Source organism: Kiloniellales bacterium (assembly GCA_030064845.1).
Lineage (GTDB): Bacteria > Pseudomonadota > Alphaproteobacteria > Kiloniellales > JAKSDN01 > JASJEC01.
Window position 1 is genome coordinate 1 of sequence record JASJEC010000060.1, and the last position, 14,829, is coordinate 14,829.

Annotated in this window: 17 protein-coding genes; 9 read left to right on the forward strand and 8 right to left on the reverse strand. The window is 68.1% G+C overall.

Annotated elements, in window-relative coordinates; translation table 11 throughout:
* From QNJ67_17610 to QNJ67_17625, 4 genes are all read right to left on the reverse strand, one after another.
* On the reverse strand, positions 1-285 hold a 285-nt coding region (locus QNJ67_17610), incomplete at its 3' end, for a response regulator (protein MDJ0610797.1).
* A gap of 266 nt (positions 286-551) precedes the next feature.
* Positions 552-1,454, reverse strand: a complete 903-nt coding sequence (locus tag QNJ67_17615) for a TauD/TfdA family dioxygenase (protein ID MDJ0610798.1) — start codon at positions 1,452-1,454, stop codon at positions 552-554.
* A gap of 32 nt (positions 1,455-1,486) precedes the next feature.
* Complete coding sequence (locus tag QNJ67_17620) at positions 1,487-2,086, reverse strand: DUF1013 domain-containing protein (GenBank protein ID MDJ0610799.1); 600 nt, start codon at positions 2,084-2,086, stop codon at positions 1,487-1,489.
* A gap of 141 nt (positions 2,087-2,227) precedes the next feature.
* Positions 2,228-3,226 carry an NAD(P)H-quinone oxidoreductase gene (locus tag QNJ67_17625; GenBank protein ID MDJ0610800.1) on the reverse strand — a complete coding sequence of 333 codons (999 nt, stop codon included), beginning with the start codon at positions 3,224-3,226 and terminating at the stop codon, positions 2,228-2,230.
* A gap of 116 nt (positions 3,227-3,342) precedes the next feature.
* Here QNJ67_17625 and QNJ67_17630 point away from each other — a divergent pair, with 116 nt between their 5' ends.
* Positions 3,343-3,525, forward strand: coding sequence for a DUF1192 domain-containing protein (locus tag QNJ67_17630; protein ID MDJ0610801.1), 183 nt, complete (start codon positions 3,343-3,345; stop codon positions 3,523-3,525).
* Positions 3,526-3,535: 10 nt separating this feature from the next.
* Here the strand turns inward: QNJ67_17630 and QNJ67_17635 are convergent, their stop codons facing one another.
* Complete coding sequence (locus QNJ67_17635; protein ID MDJ0610802.1) at positions 3,536-3,757, reverse strand: hypothetical protein; 222 nt, start codon at positions 3,755-3,757, stop codon at positions 3,536-3,538.
* 236 nt (positions 3,758-3,993) lie between these two features.
* On the opposite strand from QNJ67_17635, the gene QNJ67_17640 reads away from it, so the two are divergent.
* The 6 genes from QNJ67_17640 (at position 3,994) to QNJ67_17665 (ending at position 9,571) form a co-directional block, all read left to right on the forward strand.
* On the forward strand, positions 3,994-4,524 hold the full coding sequence (locus QNJ67_17640; protein MDJ0610803.1) for a polymer-forming cytoskeletal protein: 531 nt from the start codon (positions 3,994-3,996) through the stop codon (positions 4,522-4,524).
* Between the two features lie 605 nt (positions 4,525-5,129).
* Positions 5,130-6,425, forward strand: coding sequence for an O-acetylhomoserine aminocarboxypropyltransferase (locus QNJ67_17645; GenBank protein ID MDJ0610804.1), 1,296 nt, complete (start codon positions 5,130-5,132; stop codon positions 6,423-6,425).
* Between the two features lie 6 nt (positions 6,426-6,431).
* Entirely contained in the window at positions 6,432-7,220 is a 789-nt protein-coding gene (locus QNJ67_17650; GenBank protein ID MDJ0610805.1) for an alpha/beta hydrolase, read from the forward strand.
* Positions 7,221-7,247: 27 nt separating this feature from the next.
* Positions 7,248-7,688, forward strand: coding sequence for a thioesterase family protein (locus tag QNJ67_17655; protein ID MDJ0610806.1), 441 nt, complete (start codon positions 7,248-7,250; stop codon positions 7,686-7,688).
* A gap of 143 nt (positions 7,689-7,831) precedes the next feature.
* Positions 7,832-8,413 (forward strand): PAS domain-containing protein, encoded by a 582-nt coding sequence (locus QNJ67_17660; GenBank protein MDJ0610807.1) that lies wholly within the window; start codon positions 7,832-7,834, stop codon positions 8,411-8,413.
* Positions 8,414-8,425: 12 nt separating this feature from the next.
* Positions 8,426-9,571, forward strand: a complete 1,146-nt coding sequence (locus tag QNJ67_17665; protein MDJ0610808.1) for a methyl-accepting chemotaxis protein — start codon at positions 8,426-8,428, stop codon at positions 9,569-9,571.
* A gap of 109 nt (positions 9,572-9,680) precedes the next feature.
* Here QNJ67_17665 and QNJ67_17670 read toward each other — a convergent pair whose 3' ends face one another.
* Complete coding sequence (locus tag QNJ67_17670; protein MDJ0610809.1) at positions 9,681-10,139, reverse strand: Hsp20 family protein; 459 nt, start codon at positions 10,137-10,139, stop codon at positions 9,681-9,683.
* Positions 10,140-10,417: 278 nt separating this feature from the next.
* Here QNJ67_17670 and QNJ67_17675 point away from each other — a divergent pair, with 278 nt between their 5' ends.
* On the forward strand, positions 10,418-10,831 hold the full coding sequence (locus QNJ67_17675) for a DUF1465 family protein (protein MDJ0610810.1): 414 nt from the start codon (positions 10,418-10,420) through the stop codon (positions 10,829-10,831).
* 91 nt (positions 10,832-10,922) lie between these two features.
* Here QNJ67_17675 and rpmE read toward each other — a convergent pair whose 3' ends face one another.
* Positions 10,923-11,147, reverse strand: coding sequence for a 50S ribosomal protein L31 (gene rpmE, locus QNJ67_17680; protein MDJ0610811.1), 225 nt, complete (start codon positions 11,145-11,147; stop codon positions 10,923-10,925).
* A 185-nt stretch (positions 11,148-11,332) separates the two neighbouring features.
* Here rpmE and QNJ67_17685 point away from each other — a divergent pair, with 185 nt between their 5' ends.
* A complete protein-coding gene (locus tag QNJ67_17685) occupies positions 11,333-13,162 on the forward strand; it encodes an ABC transporter transmembrane domain-containing protein (GenBank protein MDJ0610812.1) in 1,830 nt (609 codons plus the stop codon).
* A 74-nt stretch (positions 13,163-13,236) separates the two neighbouring features.
* On the opposite strand, the gene QNJ67_17690 is transcribed toward QNJ67_17685, so the two are convergent.
* Positions 13,237-14,643 (reverse strand): peptidoglycan -binding protein, encoded by a 1,407-nt coding sequence (locus tag QNJ67_17690; protein MDJ0610813.1) that lies wholly within the window; start codon positions 14,641-14,643, stop codon positions 13,237-13,239.
* Positions 14,644-14,829 lie beyond the last annotated feature (186 nt).

Below are 14,829 nucleotides of genomic sequence, written 5' to 3' on the forward strand. Positions count from 1 at the left end.
GATCGCCTGGGTCAGAAGCTGCTGAACGCTGAAGCCGGTCATCATGAAGACCTTGGCGTCGGGCTTGATCTTGCGGATCTCCAGGAAGCTCTCGACCCCGTTCATGCCGGGCATCATGACGTCCATCAGGCTGACGTCGAAATCCTGCTCCTTGAAGATCTGCACCGCCGACTCGCCGTCGAACGCCAGCGTGACCTGGTGGCCGAACATCTCGAGCACCTCGCCCAAGCCTTCGGCGGCGTCCCGATCATCGTCGACCACGAAAATCTTCAAGGGTCTAGACATGTTAGGCCTCCGTTTCCTAGCGTACCCTTCGGTACGCCGGCTCGACCGGCATTGTGCTCCGATCTTCTCTTGCGCCTCTCCGACCCGCTGGACCGGCTTCCGGTCCCAGGATCCATGCCATAGGATTTAGATTCATCGGGTAAATATTACGTAAAAGAGATTTTAACCTTCTCAGAACATAAACTTTGCAATATCCAAGTATTCGATGAAGAATTTAAAGTATTCGTCTTGTCCTTCAGCTGAAATCAATAAGAACTCAGCTCCCATCAGGCCGCCGTTCCGGCGCCGGGCGCGGAGCGGGGCTTGGCGCCGGCGACCGCTGTGCGGTGCAGGAGGCGCCGTGTACCGTCGTAATCGTTGACGGCCAGATGCTGGGTCACCCGGTTGTCCCAGACCGCGAGCGACCCCGCGGTCCAGCGGATCCGGCAGGTGAACTCCGGACGCTCCACCTGGCTCTGGAGGTAGTCGAGCAGTGGCCGGCTCTCGGCCTCGGTCATGCCGGCGAAGCGCTGCGTGTAGACCGGGTTGACGAAAAGCGCCTGGCGGCCGCTCGCCGGGTGGCGGCAGACCACGGGGTGTTCGGTCTCGAAATCGGCCGCCGGATTGCCGCGGTCCATGCGGACCGAGCGGCTGAGCCGGAGGCCGGCGAGCCCCGCCGTGCGCGTGCCGTGGATGGTCGCGCCGCTGTGCACCGCGTTCAGCCCTTGCAGGCAGCGTTGCAGGCCGGGCGACAGAGAGTCAAAGACCGCCGCCATGTTGGACCAGAGGGTGTCGCCCCCGTAGGCCGGGACCTCCAGCGCATAGAGCAGGGAGCCCAGGGGCGGTTCCGGCAGAAAGCTGAAGTCGGAATGCCAGGTCCCGCCGAAGGTGGCGATTCGCTCTTCGTCGGCCTCCTTGAGCACCCTGATGATTTCCGGATGGTCGGGATGGGGGGCGATGAAGGGCAGCGTGAGCGGCGGCCCGAACAGCCGGGTCGCGGCGATCTGCCTCTCCGGGCTCAGCGCCTGGTCCCGGAACAGCAGCACGAAGTACCGGGCGAAGGCCCGCAGAAGCTCGTCGTGCTGCTCGGTCTCCAGGGGCCGCGAGAGATCGACCCCGGCGATCTCCGCGCCGAGGGCGCCGGCCAGGGGCCGGAGGGCGAAGGTCCGAAAGGCCGCTTCCGCCGCCATGGCCAGCGATACCGCGCGGCGCGGCCGGGCCGCTAGTCGAAGGTGTCCTGGAGGAAGGGCGCGGACTCCTCGGTCTCGACCGGTTGCGGCAGCGGCTGGCCGGCCTTCTCGGCCGCCTTGCGCGCCCGCTCCACGGCCATGTTGAGCTCGCCCTGGCCGCAGAGGCCCAGGAGCACGGGGTCGCGCGGCCGGATGCTGGCAGAGTTCCAGTGGGTGCGGTCGCGAATCGCCTGGATCGTGGTCTTGGTCGTGCCGATCAGCTTGGCGATCTGGGATTCCTTAAGCTCCGGATGGTGGCGCAGCAGCCAGGCGACGCCGTCCGGCTTGTCCTGCCGCTTGGCCAGGGGCGTGTAGCGTGGCCCCTTGGTGCGCTTCGACGGCTGCGGCAGGTCGCGCTTGGCCGCCTGCAGGTCGGCCGCCGGGTCCTTCTCGCAGCGCTCGATCTCCTCACGGGTGAGCTGGCTGTTGACGACCGGGTCCATGCCCTGGATCCCAACGGCGACCTCGCCGTCGGCGATGCCCTGGACCTCCAGCTCGTGGAGCTGGCAGAAGGCCGCGATCTGCCGAAATGTCAGCGAGGTGTTGTCGACCAGCCAGACGGCGGTCGCTTTGGGCATGAGCGGCTGTGCCATGACTTCTCCATCACTTGCCGGCTTCGCGGCGCTATCCAGCGCCGGCGGGCCGTATTCTTGTCGATCCCGAATAGTTGTATATGAGCCCACCGGCCTGGAAAGAAAAGACTTCATCCGGCACCAGGCCGATTAGAAGCCCGCTCAGGCCACGGTCAGAACGATCTTGCCAATATGGGCGCTCGACTCCATCAGGCGGTGGGCGTCGGCCGCGCGCGCCAGGGGAAAGCGGTCGGCCATCACAGGACGGACCTCGCCCGCTTCGAGCAGCGGCCAGACCTTCGCCGCCAGCTTACCGGCGATCTCGCCCTTGAACGCGGCCGAGCGGGCCCGCAAGGTCGAGCCGGTGATGGTGAGCCGCTTCAGCATGACCGGCAGCAGGTCGATTTCCACCTTCGAACCGCCCAGGAAGGCGATGTAAACGAGTCGGCCGTCCGGCTTTAGCGCCTTGAGGTTGCGCGCCACGTAGTCGCCGCCCACCATGTCGAGGATCAGGTCGACCCCGCCGGCCGTCTCCTTGAGAACGGCGACATAGTCCTCCTCGCGGTAGTTGATGCCGCGCTCCGCGCCCAGCTCCTCGCAGGCCCGGCACTTGGCGTCGCTGCCGGCGGTGGCGAAGACCCGCGCGCCCATGGCCTTGGCCAGCTGGATCGCCGTGGTGCCGATCCCCGAGGACCCGCCATGGACCAGAAAGCTCTCCCCGGCCTCGAGCCCGCCCCGGTCGAAGACGTTGCTCCACACGGTGAAGAAAGTCTCCGGCAGGGCTGCCGCCTCGACCGGGTCGAGGCCCGCCGGCACTGGCAGGCACTGGACCACGGGCGCCACGCAGTACTCGGCGTAACCGCCGCCGGTCACCAGCGCGGTGACCTGGTCGCCCTCCGCCAGGCCCTCGGTCCCGGGGCCGAGCGCGGCCACGCTCCCAGCGATCTCGAGGCCGGGAATGTCGGAGGCGCCGGGCGGGGGCGGATAGCCGCCCTGGCGCTGCAGCACGTCGGGCCGGTTCACGCCGGACGCGGCGACCCGGATCAGTGCCTCGCCGGGACCCGGCACCGGCACGGGGCGCTCGGCCGGCACCAGGACTTCGGGACCGCCGGGCTCCCGAATCTCGACGACGGCCATGGTCTCTGGCAGCGGCTTGCTCATGCTTGGAACTCCGGGGGCGGGTTGGCGGGGCGGCCAGGGGTGTGGCCTAGACCAGCCGTTGTCTAATATGCTTCGAAAGCACTGACAAGATCGCGCCCGGAGCCGAGGACCAGACCATGGAACCCGAAGACCTGGAGCCTAGAAAGCAGAAGCCGAAGCCCAAGGACCTCGACGTCATGGGGGTTGAGGAGCTGGAGGACTATCTGGCAGAGCTGACCGGCGAGGCCGAGCGGGTGAAGCAGAAGATCGCCGCGAAGAAGGCCTATCTCTCGGGCGCCCAGGGCCTGTTCAAGACCTGAGCCGGCCGGCTCAGGCGTGGCCGCGGCGACGGCGGCGCGATCGCTGGAAGAGCAGCCAGCCGATCGGCCCGAGCAGCAGCACGATCACCAGCCAGCCCGCGCGGGGACTGAAAGGGCAGCGGCCGGGCTCGGCCGGCCGGGACAGGCCGGCGTCGCGCGACAGCGCGACGTGGAGCAGCGGCAGGACGTAGCCGAAGACCAGCAGCAGCCAGGGAAGAAGCGCGGGGCTCATGGCGGGCAGTGTGCCGGTCGCGCCGCCGCAGGCCAAGCCCGCACACGGCCCCCGCGCACAGCCCCGGGTGCGCTCCCGGCGCGGCGCGGGCGGCTTTAAAGCCTCGTTAACCATGACGGCGGCACACTACGCCTCGTCCGGGCGAACCGTGGATCGGGGAAGTGCTGACGAGGCACCGAGCTCCATTGCGGTGGCGGGTCGCCGGCGAACCCCACGTGAACGTCATGGAGGCAAACATGTTCTCGAAGGATCAGAGGCCGAAGTCCGACGCCGCGCCCTCACCGGGCGGTTTCGGCGGCGCCAGCGCTTCGCTCCCGGCCACGCCGTCGATCATCAGCGCCGACCTTCACATCGTCGGCGACCTCAAGAGCAACAGCGACATTCAGATCGACGGCCAGATCGACGGCGACGTGACCAGCCGTGCGGTGACCGTCGGCGAAGGCGCCGAGGTCAACGGGACCGTGACCGGCGACCTGGTCCGGGTTTCCGGCCGCCTAAGCGGTGAGATCCGCGCCAATTCGGTGGTGATCGCCAAGAGTGCGGTGGTCAGCGGCGACATCGCCCACAAGAACCTGGAGATCGAAGCGGGCGCCTCGCTCGAAGGCGGCATCCGGCGTCTCGAAGGCGATCCCATGGCGAAAGCCGAGAGCAAGAAAAGCGCCAAGACGGCCAGTGTGACTCCTCTCTCCGAGGGCGCCGGGGCCGGCAAGGGCGGAAACCGGAAAGACTCCTCGGGCGCCGGGGCGGAGAATACCGCCGCGCTCTAAGGGCCGCGCAAGAACCCGGAGAACCGAGACGCACAGCCCCTCCTCGTGACGGTCGTGCAACCCCTCGGTGCGCTGCGGAGAGACCCAGAATAGTTCCCCTGGTCTTTCCGCGGCCGGCTGGGTGGAGTCGTGTAAACGGCGGCGTGCCTTAAGCAACTATGCCGTGCGTAATTAACACTTTTTTAGTGCATTCGAATTAAAATCTCTTCTGTTAGTTGGGTTACTCTGTTTGTACAGCCCGACTTTCTGAAGTTGCTTTGTATCTGTTCCTTGTAACGCCTCCCTGTTACCTTGCCGCCGGCTCGACCGGCGGCTTTTTCTTTGCGCAGACGCCGAAGCCCAAAGTGTTAACGAATTATTGCTTGACCCCCAATGCCCGCCTACATAGGCTAACTCCCACGGCAAGTTGACAGGGTGAGGCTTTAAGAAAAGCGGAGGGTCGAGTTCGGGGCAAACCTGAATTGACCCTCCCTTTTTTTGCCCGCCAGTCCCCCCAAACGCTCTTCTGTCCCGCCGCCGCGCGCCAAGGCCGCCGCCTCTTCTCCGTTATGCGCGGCAGCAAACTCTTGTATGGTGGGGCGTCCAGCAAGACGAGAGGCGCGCCGATGGCAGACCCCAAGTTCCTGAAATTCGACACCCTGGCGCTGCACGCCGGTCAGCGGCCCGATCCCGCCACCGGCGCCCGCGCCGTACCCATCTACCAGACCACGTCCTACGTCTTCCAGGACACGGAGCACGCCGCCTCGCTGTTCAACCTGGAGCGCGCCGGCCACATCTACAGCCGGATCTCCAACCCGACGGTCGCCGTCCTGGAGGAGCGGGTGGCGGCCCTGGAGAAGGGCGTCGGCGCGGTCGCCACCAGTTCGGGCCACGCGGCGATGCATCTGGCGATCGTCACCCTGATGGGCCAGGGCGCGCACATCGTCGCCTCCTCGTCGCTCTACGGCGGCAGCGTCAACCTGCTGACCCACACGCTGCCCCGCTTCGGCATCACCACGACCTTCGTCAAGCCGCGCGATCTGGATGGCTTCCGCAAGGCGATCCGGCCGGAGACCCGGCTGATCCACGCCGAAATCCTCGGCAATCCGGGGCTCGAGGTGCTCGACGTGCCGGCGCTGGCCGAAATCGCCCATGGCGCCGGCCTGCCGCTGATGATCGATGCCACCTTCGCCACGCCCTATCTCTGCCGCCCGATCGAACTGGGCGCCGACATCATCGTCCACTCGGCAACCAAGTGGCTCGGCGGACACGGCGTTGCGCTGGGCGGCGTGCTGGTCGAGGGCGGCCGCTTCGACTGGGAGGCGAGCGGCAAGTTCCCCACCCTGACCGAGCCCTACGCCGGCTACCACGGCATCGATTTCGCCGAGGAGTTCGGCCCTCAGGCGCTGATCATGCGCGCCAGGGCCGAGGGCCTGCGCGACTTCGGGGCCGCGATGAGCCCGACCAACGCCTTCCATCTGCTCCAGGGCGTCGAGACCCTGCCGCTCCGCATGGAGCGCCACATGGCCAACACCGCGGCGGTCCTGGACTTCCTCGCCAAGCACGAGGCGGTCGCCTGGGTGCTGCACCCGGACCTGCCGAGTCACCCGGATCACGACCTGGCCAAACGCATCCTGCCCAAGGGCGCCGGGTCGATCGTCAGCTTCGGCCTCAAGGGCGGGCGCCCGGCGGGCAGCCGCTTCATCGAGACCTGCGCCCTGGCTTCCCACCTGGCGAACGTGGGCGACGCCAAGACCCTCGTGCTGCACCCGGCGAGCACGACCCACCAGCAGATGTCGGCCGAGCAGCTCCAGGAGGCCGGGGTCGGCGAAGACATGATCCGGCTCTCCGTCGGCCTGGAAGACTCGGCCGACATCATCGAAGACCTGGACCGCGCGATCCGGGCCTCCCAGAAGGTCTAGCCTTCCATGGAGCTACAGGTCGACGGCCGCGGGGTCTTCGCGGCGACCGGCGGGCGGCCCTTCGACCCGGCCCTGCCCTGCCTCGTCTTCGTCCACGGCGCCGGGATGGACCACACGGTCTGGGCGCTGCAGACGCGCTTCTTCGCGCACAGGGGCCGCGGCGTTCTGGCGCTCGACCTGCCGGGCCACGGCCGCTCAGAGGGCCCCGCGCTGGGCTCGATCGCCGAGCTGGCCGACTGGCTGGTCCGTCTACTGGACGCGGCCGGGATCGCCAAGGCCGCCCTGGCCGGCCACTCCATGGGGGCGTTGATCGCGCTCGACTGCGCGGCTCGCCACCCGGACCGGGTGCGCGCGCTCGCGCTGCTCGGCGTGGCGCCCAGGATGCCGGTGCACCCCGACCTCTTGGCCGCCGCCGAGGCCGACGACCACCTGGCCTTCGACCTGGTCAATTCCTGGGCCCACGGCGAGTCGGGCCACCTGGGCGGCGCCCGCGCGCCGGGTCTGTGGCTCATGGGCGGCGGCGAGCGCCTGCTCGAGCGGAGCCGGCCCGGCGTCCTGCACAAGGACCTGGAGGCCTGCAACGCCTACGCCGGGGGCCCGGAAGCGGCCGCGGCGGTGCAGTGCCCGACCCTCTTGGTGCTGGGTGCCCACGACAAGATGACCCCGGCAAAGGCTGGCCGAAAGCTGGCCGAGGCCGTTACCGGATCACGGGTCGAGGTGGTGCCGCAGAGCGGACACATGATGATGACCGAGCGGCCCGACGCGACGCTCGACGCGCTCCGTACGCTTCTCTAGACCCCAGGCAACAAATCCAGGACGGCCATGAGCGAAGAAAGACCGCAGTTCCGCGGCGACTACCCCTACTTCCTGACCATCCCGACCCGCTGGATGGACAACGACATCTACGGCCACGTCAACAACGTGGTCTACTACTCCTATTTCGACACGGTGATCGCCGACTTCCTGATCAAAAAGGGCGGTCTGGACATTCACGAAGGCGCCGTGGTCGGGGTCTGCGCCGAGTCGGGCTGCCGCTATAAGGCCGCCTTCGCCTTTCCCGAGGCGGTCGAGGCCGGCCTGCGGATCGGACACCTGGGCCGCCGGGCCGTGCGCTACGAGATCGGCCTGTTCAAGGCCGGGCTCGAGACCGCCGCCGCCACGGGCCACTTCGTGCACGTCTTCGTCGAGCGCGAGAGCATGACCCCGGTCGAGATACCGGCGCGCATCCGTTCGGCGCTGGACCGGCTGTCGACGGCGGCGTAGCGCCGGCGTTCCTTCGGAAAGGCGGCGGTTCGGCGACGGTGCGGTTCATGGGCTCTTAACCAGAATAAAACAAGATACATAGTCAGTATCGACTAGGTCGGACCCAGCAAACCCATGGCCGAAGCCAAGCCAGGAACTCCGCGATGACACGCGAAGTCCATTTGACGGGTCGTGAGATCTTCTTCGACGACGACGAGATCATCGTCAGCAAGACGAACCTCAAGGGGCAGATCACCTACTGCAACGACGTCTTCCTGAGGGTGGCCGGCTACACGGAGAGGGAGCTTCTGGGGCAGCCGCACAGCATCCTCCGGCATCCGGACATGCCGCGCTGCGTGTTCAAGCTGCTCTGGGACACGATCGAAGCCGGTCATGAAATCTTCGCATACGTGGTCAATCGCGCCAAGAACGGCGACCACTACTGGGTCCTGGCGCACGTCACCCCCAGCCGGGACAGGCATGGCCAAGTGGTCGGCTATCACTCGGCCCGCCGCGTCCCCGACCGCGACGTCGTCGATGACCAGATCATCCCGCTCTACCGGTCACTGCTCGCCGAGGAGCAGAGACACGCGAGCCGGAAGGAAGGCATGCAGGCGGCCTCCCGCAGCGTGCTCGACACGCTCGAATCGCAGGGCGTGGCCTACGATGAGTTCATCAGCCGATTGCAGTCCGGATGGCGCCCGGGGCCAACAACCAGCTCCGGCCAGCCGGGCGCGCTCACCTAGGGATCCAGACATATGGCGAGAAGCTCCGACCCCAACGTCGTGGCCCTGGAGGTCTGCAAGGCGGTCGCCGACGGTGACTTCGAGGCGCGCATTGTCGGCATCGACCCGAAAGACAAGCACGCGCCGCTCTACAATGCGATCAACCGCTTGATCGACCGCACCGACACCTACGTCCGGGAGTCGACGGCCTGTTTGGAGTATGTCAGCCGCAAGAAGTATTTCCGGCGGATCGCCGAGCGCGGGATGGTGGGCGCCTTTCGAAACGCCACGCTGACCATCAATGCCGCCATGCAGACGATGGAGGATCAGGTCGAGGAGTTCTCGTCCGTGGTGGCGAAGTTCCAGTCCGCCATGGACGGAGTGGTGGAGATCGTTTCCTCGGCGGCCACACAGCTGGAAGCCTCGGCCCAGTCCATGCAATCCACCGCCTCGTCGACGAGCGAGCAGGCGAGCAGGGTTGCAGGCTCCGCCAAGGAGGCATCGGCCAGCGTTCAGACAGTCGCGGCCTCGGCCGAGGAGCTCTCCAGCACCGTCGGCGAGATCCGTCGGCAGATGAGCCAATCGACGGACATCGTCGGCAGCGCCGTGGTCCAGGTGCGCGAAACCGACGGCGAGACGCGGAAGCTGGCGGAGGCCTCGGAGACGATCGGCGAGGTCATACAGCTGATCAGCGATATCGCGGCACAGACCAACCTGCTGGCGCTCAACGCCACGATCGAGGCGGCGCGAGCCGGCGAGGCGGGCAAGGGCTTTGCCGTCGTGGCGTCCGAGGTCAAGAGCCTGTCGACGCAGACCGCCAAGGCGACCGACGAAATCCGGGACCAGGTCAGCAGCATTCAGGCCGCGACCCACATCGTCGTCGAGGCCATCGAGGGCGTCGGCGCGACGATGGATCAGGTGACCGAGATCTCGACCTCCGTGGCCTCCGCCGTGGAGCAGCAAGGCGCGGCTACGGCGGAGATCGCGCGCAGCGTCGAACAGGCGGCCTCGGGCACCAAGGAGGTCACCGGCAGCATCGCACAGGTCGACCAGGCCGCCGAAGAGGCGAGAAACCAGGCTGGAGAAGTGCTCGGCGCGGCCACGGAGCTGGCCCAACAGGCCGACCTCTTGCGTCGGGAGATCGAAGGCTTCCTGACCAACGTGAGGCAGGTCGTCTAATCTCCGAGCCTTTGCCGGACACCGGCCCGCTGCACAAGAAAACCGGCCGGGCGGAGGGTGCCGCGCCGGCCGGTCAGTCGGGGTTTTGGAGCTAGAGAACGTCGGCGCTTTAGGCGGCCGCGTTCTCGATCACCTTGGGCTTGTCGGCCGTCTGGATCGCGATGGTCCGGGGCTTCATCGCCTCGGGCACCTCACGGGCAAGATCCACCGAAAGGATGCCGTTCTCGAGACGGGCGCCGGTCACCTTGATGTAGTCGGCGAGGTCGAAGCGGCGCTCGAAGGCGCGCGTCGCGATGCCGCGGTGGAGGTAGGTCTTCGCCTTGTCATCGGCCTCCTTCTCCTTGGCGGCCTTGATGATCAGGCGGCTCTCCTGGACCGTGACGTCGATATCCTGCTCGCCGAAGCCGGCCACCGCCATGGTGATCCGGTAGGCGTTGTCGCCGGTCTTCTCGATGTTGTAGGGCGGGTAGCCGCCGTCCTCGGCGCGCGGAGTGGCGTCGAGCAGGTTCATCATCCGGTCGAAACCGACGGTGGCGCGATAGAGCGGGGAAAGGTCGACAGAACGCATTGCCATATCCTCCTATGAGCAACATGGTTTGAGGGGACCTGCCACCATGGCCGGATCCCGGTCACTCGCCGCATCGCGACCCTCTTCGAGGCATCGCTTGGCGAGTTATCAACGAGATGGGCAGAGTCCGACCCAGTTCAAGGGATTCCGCCCCGCGGCCGGCCTGGATCAAGCAACCCCGAACCAACCAATTCTTAAGCCCGGGATTCCTAGACTGAGCCTCGGAGCCCGGGCTAGGCTTGCCCGGGTGGAGGCCAAAAAAAAGAAGGGCGCGCGTCTTGCAGGAGACCGGCCAATCCGTCGCCTTTCTCGATGGCACCTTCGAGGAGGCGCTCTCCCTGACCCGCGAGGCACGGGACTACCTCGCGCAGCAGGAGGGAGCCGACCGGGCCAAGCTGGCGCCCGAGGCGCGGCTGGTGGCCAGCTGTGAAACCATGCGCTTGACCGCCCGCCTGACCCAGACCATGGCTTGGCTGCTGGTTCAGAAGGCGATTCATGCCGGCGAGATGACCCGCGAGGAGGCTCTGGCACCGGCGCACCGGCTGGGCGGGCGCAAGGTTTGCGCGGTCGCCGACCCGGTCGCGGCGGACTATTTGCCGCCCCGGCTGGCCGAGCTCCTGCTCGCCAGCCACGCCCTCTATACGCGGGTCGAGCGTCTCGACGGGATGCTCGACGCGGGCGACGCCGTGTAGCATCTGGCGCTGACCCGCCAGCGCTTTAACGTTTTCCGAGAATGGGGGTCTTCGGCCGGCCGGTCGCCGACGCGGCAGGAAGCGCGTCGCCTCAGCTCTTCAGCCCGAGGCCCTGGAAGCGCTTGTTGAACTTCGCCAGCTGCCCCCCGGTGTCGACCAGGCGGTGCACGCCCGTCCAGGCCGGGTGGGTCTTGGGATCAATGTCCAGGCGCAGCGAGTCTCCCGGGTTCCCGTAGGTCGAGCGGGTCTTGAACTCGGAGCCGTCGGTCATCACGACGGTGATCTCGTGGTAATCCGGGTGAATGTCTTTTTTCATGGCTGCGCTCCTTCAGGCGGCGGCTGTATAGCCGAGGCGCCGACCCAAGGCAAGCCCTCCCGCGCCCGGAATGAACCGGCCGCCGCCGGGCCTGCGTATTGTGGGCTCGGCGCCTTTGGGCTACCTACGGAGGCGGCGGGCAGGGTGCCACGCGAGGCAGGTACGAGCGGAACAGGCGCGACAGGATGGCCAGGCGGCAAGAAGTGGCGGACAGTCCGGAGCGGCCGGTCAGCAAGGACCTCCGCTACCTCGCCTATCTCTGGCGCTTCGTCCGGCCCTACCGGCCGCAGGTCCTGGGCGCGCTGGTCGCGCTGGTGGTGGCGGCGGCCACCGTCCTCGGCATGGGCTTCGGCCTGCGGGGCCTGATCGACGAGGGCTTCGCCGAGGGCGACGCCGCGCTCCTGGACAAGGCCGTGCTGATCCTACTGGCGGTCATCGTGCTGCTCGCGCTCGCCAGCTATGCGCGCTTCTTCCTCGTTTCCTGGATCGGCGAGCGGGTGATCGCCGACATCCGCAAGGCCGTCTTCGACCATATCATCACTCTCTCGCCCGCCTACTTCGAGGTCACCCGCAGCGGCGAGGTGCTGTCGCGCCTGACCACCGACACCACGCTGCTGCAGATGGTGGTCGGCACCTCGGCGTCGATCGCGCTCAGGAACCTGCTGCTGTTCTGCGGCGGACTGGTCCTCTTGATGGTCACCAGCCCCAAGCTGACCGGCCTGGTGCTGCTGGTCGTCCCCCTGGTTCTAGTGCCGATCCTGTTCTACGGCCGGCGGGTCCGCCGGCTCAGCCGGGCGAGCCAGGACAGGGTCGCCGACCTCGGCGCCCAGGTCGACGAGACCCTGTTGTCGATCCGCACCGTCCAGGCCTTCGGCCACGAGCCGGTCGACCGGCGCAACTTCGCCGCCCGCGCCGAGGACGCCTACCGGACTGCGGTGGAACGGGTGCGCGCCCGCTCGACCCTGACCGCCCTGGTGATCCTGCTCGTCTTCGGCGCGGTCAGCCTGGTGCTCTGGGTCGGCGGCCGCGACGTGCTGAGCGGCGCGCTCTCAGCCGGCGAGCTGTCCGCCTTCGTGTTCTACGCCGTCGTGGTCGCCGGCGCGGTCGGCGCGATCAGCGAGGTGATCGGCGACCTGCAGCGGGCGGCGGGCGCGACGGAGCGCCTGATCGAGCTGCTCGAGACCGCGCCGGAGATCGCCGCGCCGGTGGAGCCCCGGGCCCTGCCCCAGCCGCCGCGCGGCGCCATCGCCTTCCGCCGGGTGACCTTCCATTATCCGGCGGGCCCCGACCGCTCGGCCCTGGATGGCTTCGACCTCGCGGTCGCACCGGGCGAGACGCTGGCCCTGGTCGGCCCCTCGGGCGCCGGCAAGACGACCGTCTTCCAGCTGCTTCTGCGGTTCTACGACCCGCAGCAGGGCGCCGTCACCATGGACGGCGTCGACCTGCGCGCCGCCGATCCGACGGCCCTGCGCGCCGGGATCGGCTTCGTCGCCCAGGAACCGGTGATCTTCTCGGCCAACGCCTGGGACAACATCGGCTACGGCCGCCCGGACGCGGACCGGGAAGAGATCCGCGAGGCGGCCCGCGCCGCTTCCGCGCTCGACTTCCTGGAGGCCCTGCCCGAGGGCCTCGACACCTTCCTGGGACAGCGCGGGGTGCGGCTGTCCGGTGGCCAGCGGCAGCGGATCGCGATCGCCCGCGCGATCCTGCGGGACCCGGCGGTGCTGCTGCTCGACGAAGCCACCTCGTCGCTCGACGCGGAGAGCGAGCGGGCGGTTCAGGAGGCGCTGGAGCGGCTGAAGACCGGCCGGACCACCCTGGTCATCGCCCACCGCCTCGCCACCGTGCTCGAGGCCGACCGCATCGTGGTCATGGACCACGGCCGGATCGTCGCCCAGGGCCGCCACGCCGAGCTGATCCGCGACGGCGGCCTCTACGCCCGCCTGGCCGAGCTGCAGTTCGATGCGGCGAAGGATCTGGAAGCCGCCGACCCGCTTACGGCCAGCGCCCGCTAGAGCGGATCATGTTTTGACGGAAACGCTTCGCGGTTCCGGCAAAGACATGTGAATCCGCTCGATATCAATCCGATCTAGCGCTGGGTCAGCTTGAGCTCGATCCGGCGGTTGCGGCGGAAGGCGATCTCGTCGTCGCCACTGTCTATCGGCTGGAACTCGCCGAAACCCGTCGCCGCCAGGCGCTGGGACGGGATGCCCTGGGACACCAGGTACTTGACCACGGAGATCGCGCGCGAGGTCGAGAGCTCCCAGTTCGAGGCGAACTCGGCCGTGCTGATCGGCCGCCGGTCGGTGTGGCCGTCGACCCGGAGGATCCAGTCGACGTCCTTGGGGAAGCGCGCCGAGATCTGCTTCAGAGTCTTGCCCAGGGCGGAGAGCTGGCTGCGCCCCTCAGCGCCGAGCTCGGCCGAGCCGCTGGCGAACAGCACCTCGGACTGGAACACGAAGCGGTCGCCGACCACCCGCACGCCGGGCTGGTTGCCCAGCACCTTGCGCAGCTCGCCGAAGAACTCGGAGCGATAGCGCGCCAGCTCCTGCACCTTGGTCGCCAGCGCCAGGTTCAGCTTGCGGCCCAGGTCGGCGATCTGGACGTCCTGCTCGCGGGTCCGTTTCTCCGCCAGGTCGAGCGCCTCGGACAGGCTGGCCAGCTGCTTGCGCAGCGCCAGGATCTGCTTGTTCAGGAGCGTGACCTTGCGCTGCGCCTCCTCGGACACCTGGGTGCGTTCGGCGACCTGGCGCTCGGCCTCGCTCAGCCGCAGTGCGATCACGCCCCGCTCGTCCTCCGACTCGGCGAGCCGGGCCGCCAAGGACGTGGCCTCCGCCTGCGCCGTGGCCAGGCTCTCGCCCTGCTCCTCCAGCTCCTTGTCGCGCGCCGCGAGCGCCGCCTCGACGGCGTTGAGCTGACTGGTCATCTCGTCGCGCAGGCTCTTCAGGATGGCGAGTTCGGCGAGCTGCGCCTCGATCGTCTCCTTGTCCGCGTCGATCGAGGTATAGGCCTCGGCGAGGTCGCCCGAGACCTTGGCGAGCTCGGCCTCCCGCTCGGCGATCAGCGCCGCGAGTCTGGCCGCCTCGGCCTCGGCCTCGGCCTGGCTCGCCTCGCTGTCCTGGAGCACCCGTTCGACCTGGGACAGGGCCGCGGCCAGGGAGTCCCGCTCTTCGCTGACCGTCGCCAGGTCCTGGGACAGGCGGTCGCGGTCGGCGAGCGAGGCGTAGAGCTGCGTCGAGAGGCTCTCGACCTCGTCCTGCAGGCTCTGCACCTCGCGCCGCTCGAGGGCGAGGATCTGGCCCAGCTCGGAGACCTGCTGCTCGAGACGGGAGAGCGCCTGGTCCTTGCTGGTCAGCGCCGTGGACAGGAAGAACTGGGCGACCATAAAGACCATGAGGACGAAGATGACGACCAGCAGCAGCGTCGCCAGGCCGTCGACGAAGCCCGGCCAGATGTTGATCGATCGTCGGCTGCCGCCGCGTCCAAGCGCGTACATGCTCTAGCCTAGGGCCTGTGGGCATTCACGGCGCGCTCCTGGCGGGAGCGCATTTGCGCCGGGGCCAGGAGCGGGAGGCGCCGTGGGGTTGGGCCCCACAAGTCCTTCCGCGACGCCGCCCCGGCGCAAATGCGCCCCGTCCCGAAGGGATCCGGCGAAATCGGCCCGCTGCCGCGTTGCTTGTCG

What these genes read in the sequence shown, in the direction of transcription:
- QNJ67_17685 (MDJ0610812.1), top strand. Translation starts at nt 11,333, where the DNA reads ATGGCCAGGCGGCAAGAAGTGGCGGACAGTCCGGAGCGGCCGGTCAGC.
- QNJ67_17665 (MDJ0610808.1), top strand. Translation starts at nt 8,426, where the DNA reads ATGGCGAGAAGCTCCGACCCCAACGTCGTGGCCCTGGAGGTCTGCAAG.
- QNJ67_17690 (MDJ0610813.1), bottom strand. Translation starts at nt 14,643, where the DNA reads ATGTACGCGCTTGGACGCGGCGGCAGCCGACGATCGATCAACATCTGG.
- QNJ67_17660 (MDJ0610807.1), top strand. Translation starts at nt 7,832, where the DNA reads ATGACACGCGAAGTCCATTTGACGGGTCGTGAGATCTTCTTCGACGAC.
- QNJ67_17650 (MDJ0610805.1), top strand. Translation starts at nt 6,432, where the DNA reads ATGGAGCTACAGGTCGACGGCCGCGGGGTCTTCGCGGCGACCGGCGGG.
- QNJ67_17645 (MDJ0610804.1), top strand. Translation starts at nt 5,130, where the DNA reads ATGGCAGACCCCAAGTTCCTGAAATTCGACACCCTGGCGCTGCACGCC.
- QNJ67_17630 (MDJ0610801.1), top strand. Translation starts at nt 3,343, where the DNA reads ATGGAACCCGAAGACCTGGAGCCTAGAAAGCAGAAGCCGAAGCCCAAG.
- QNJ67_17635 (MDJ0610802.1), bottom strand. Translation starts at nt 3,757, where the DNA reads ATGAGCCCCGCGCTTCTTCCCTGGCTGCTGCTGGTCTTCGGCTACGTC.
- QNJ67_17655 (MDJ0610806.1), top strand. Translation starts at nt 7,248, where the DNA reads ATGAGCGAAGAAAGACCGCAGTTCCGCGGCGACTACCCCTACTTCCTG.
- rpmE (MDJ0610811.1), bottom strand. Translation starts at nt 11,147, where the DNA reads ATGAAAAAAGACATTCACCCGGATTACCACGAGATCACCGTCGTGATG.
- QNJ67_17615 (MDJ0610798.1), bottom strand. Translation starts at nt 1,454, where the DNA reads ATGGCGGCGGAAGCGGCCTTTCGGACCTTCGCCCTCCGGCCCCTGGCC.
- QNJ67_17670 (MDJ0610809.1), bottom strand. Translation starts at nt 10,139, where the DNA reads ATGCGTTCTGTCGACCTTTCCCCGCTCTATCGCGCCACCGTCGGTTTC.
- QNJ67_17620 (MDJ0610799.1), bottom strand. Translation starts at nt 2,086, where the DNA reads ATGGCACAGCCGCTCATGCCCAAAGCGACCGCCGTCTGGCTGGTCGAC.
- QNJ67_17640 (MDJ0610803.1), top strand. Translation starts at nt 3,994, where the DNA reads ATGTTCTCGAAGGATCAGAGGCCGAAGTCCGACGCCGCGCCCTCACCG.
- QNJ67_17625 (MDJ0610800.1), bottom strand. Translation starts at nt 3,226, where the DNA reads ATGAGCAAGCCGCTGCCAGAGACCATGGCCGTCGTCGAGATTCGGGAG.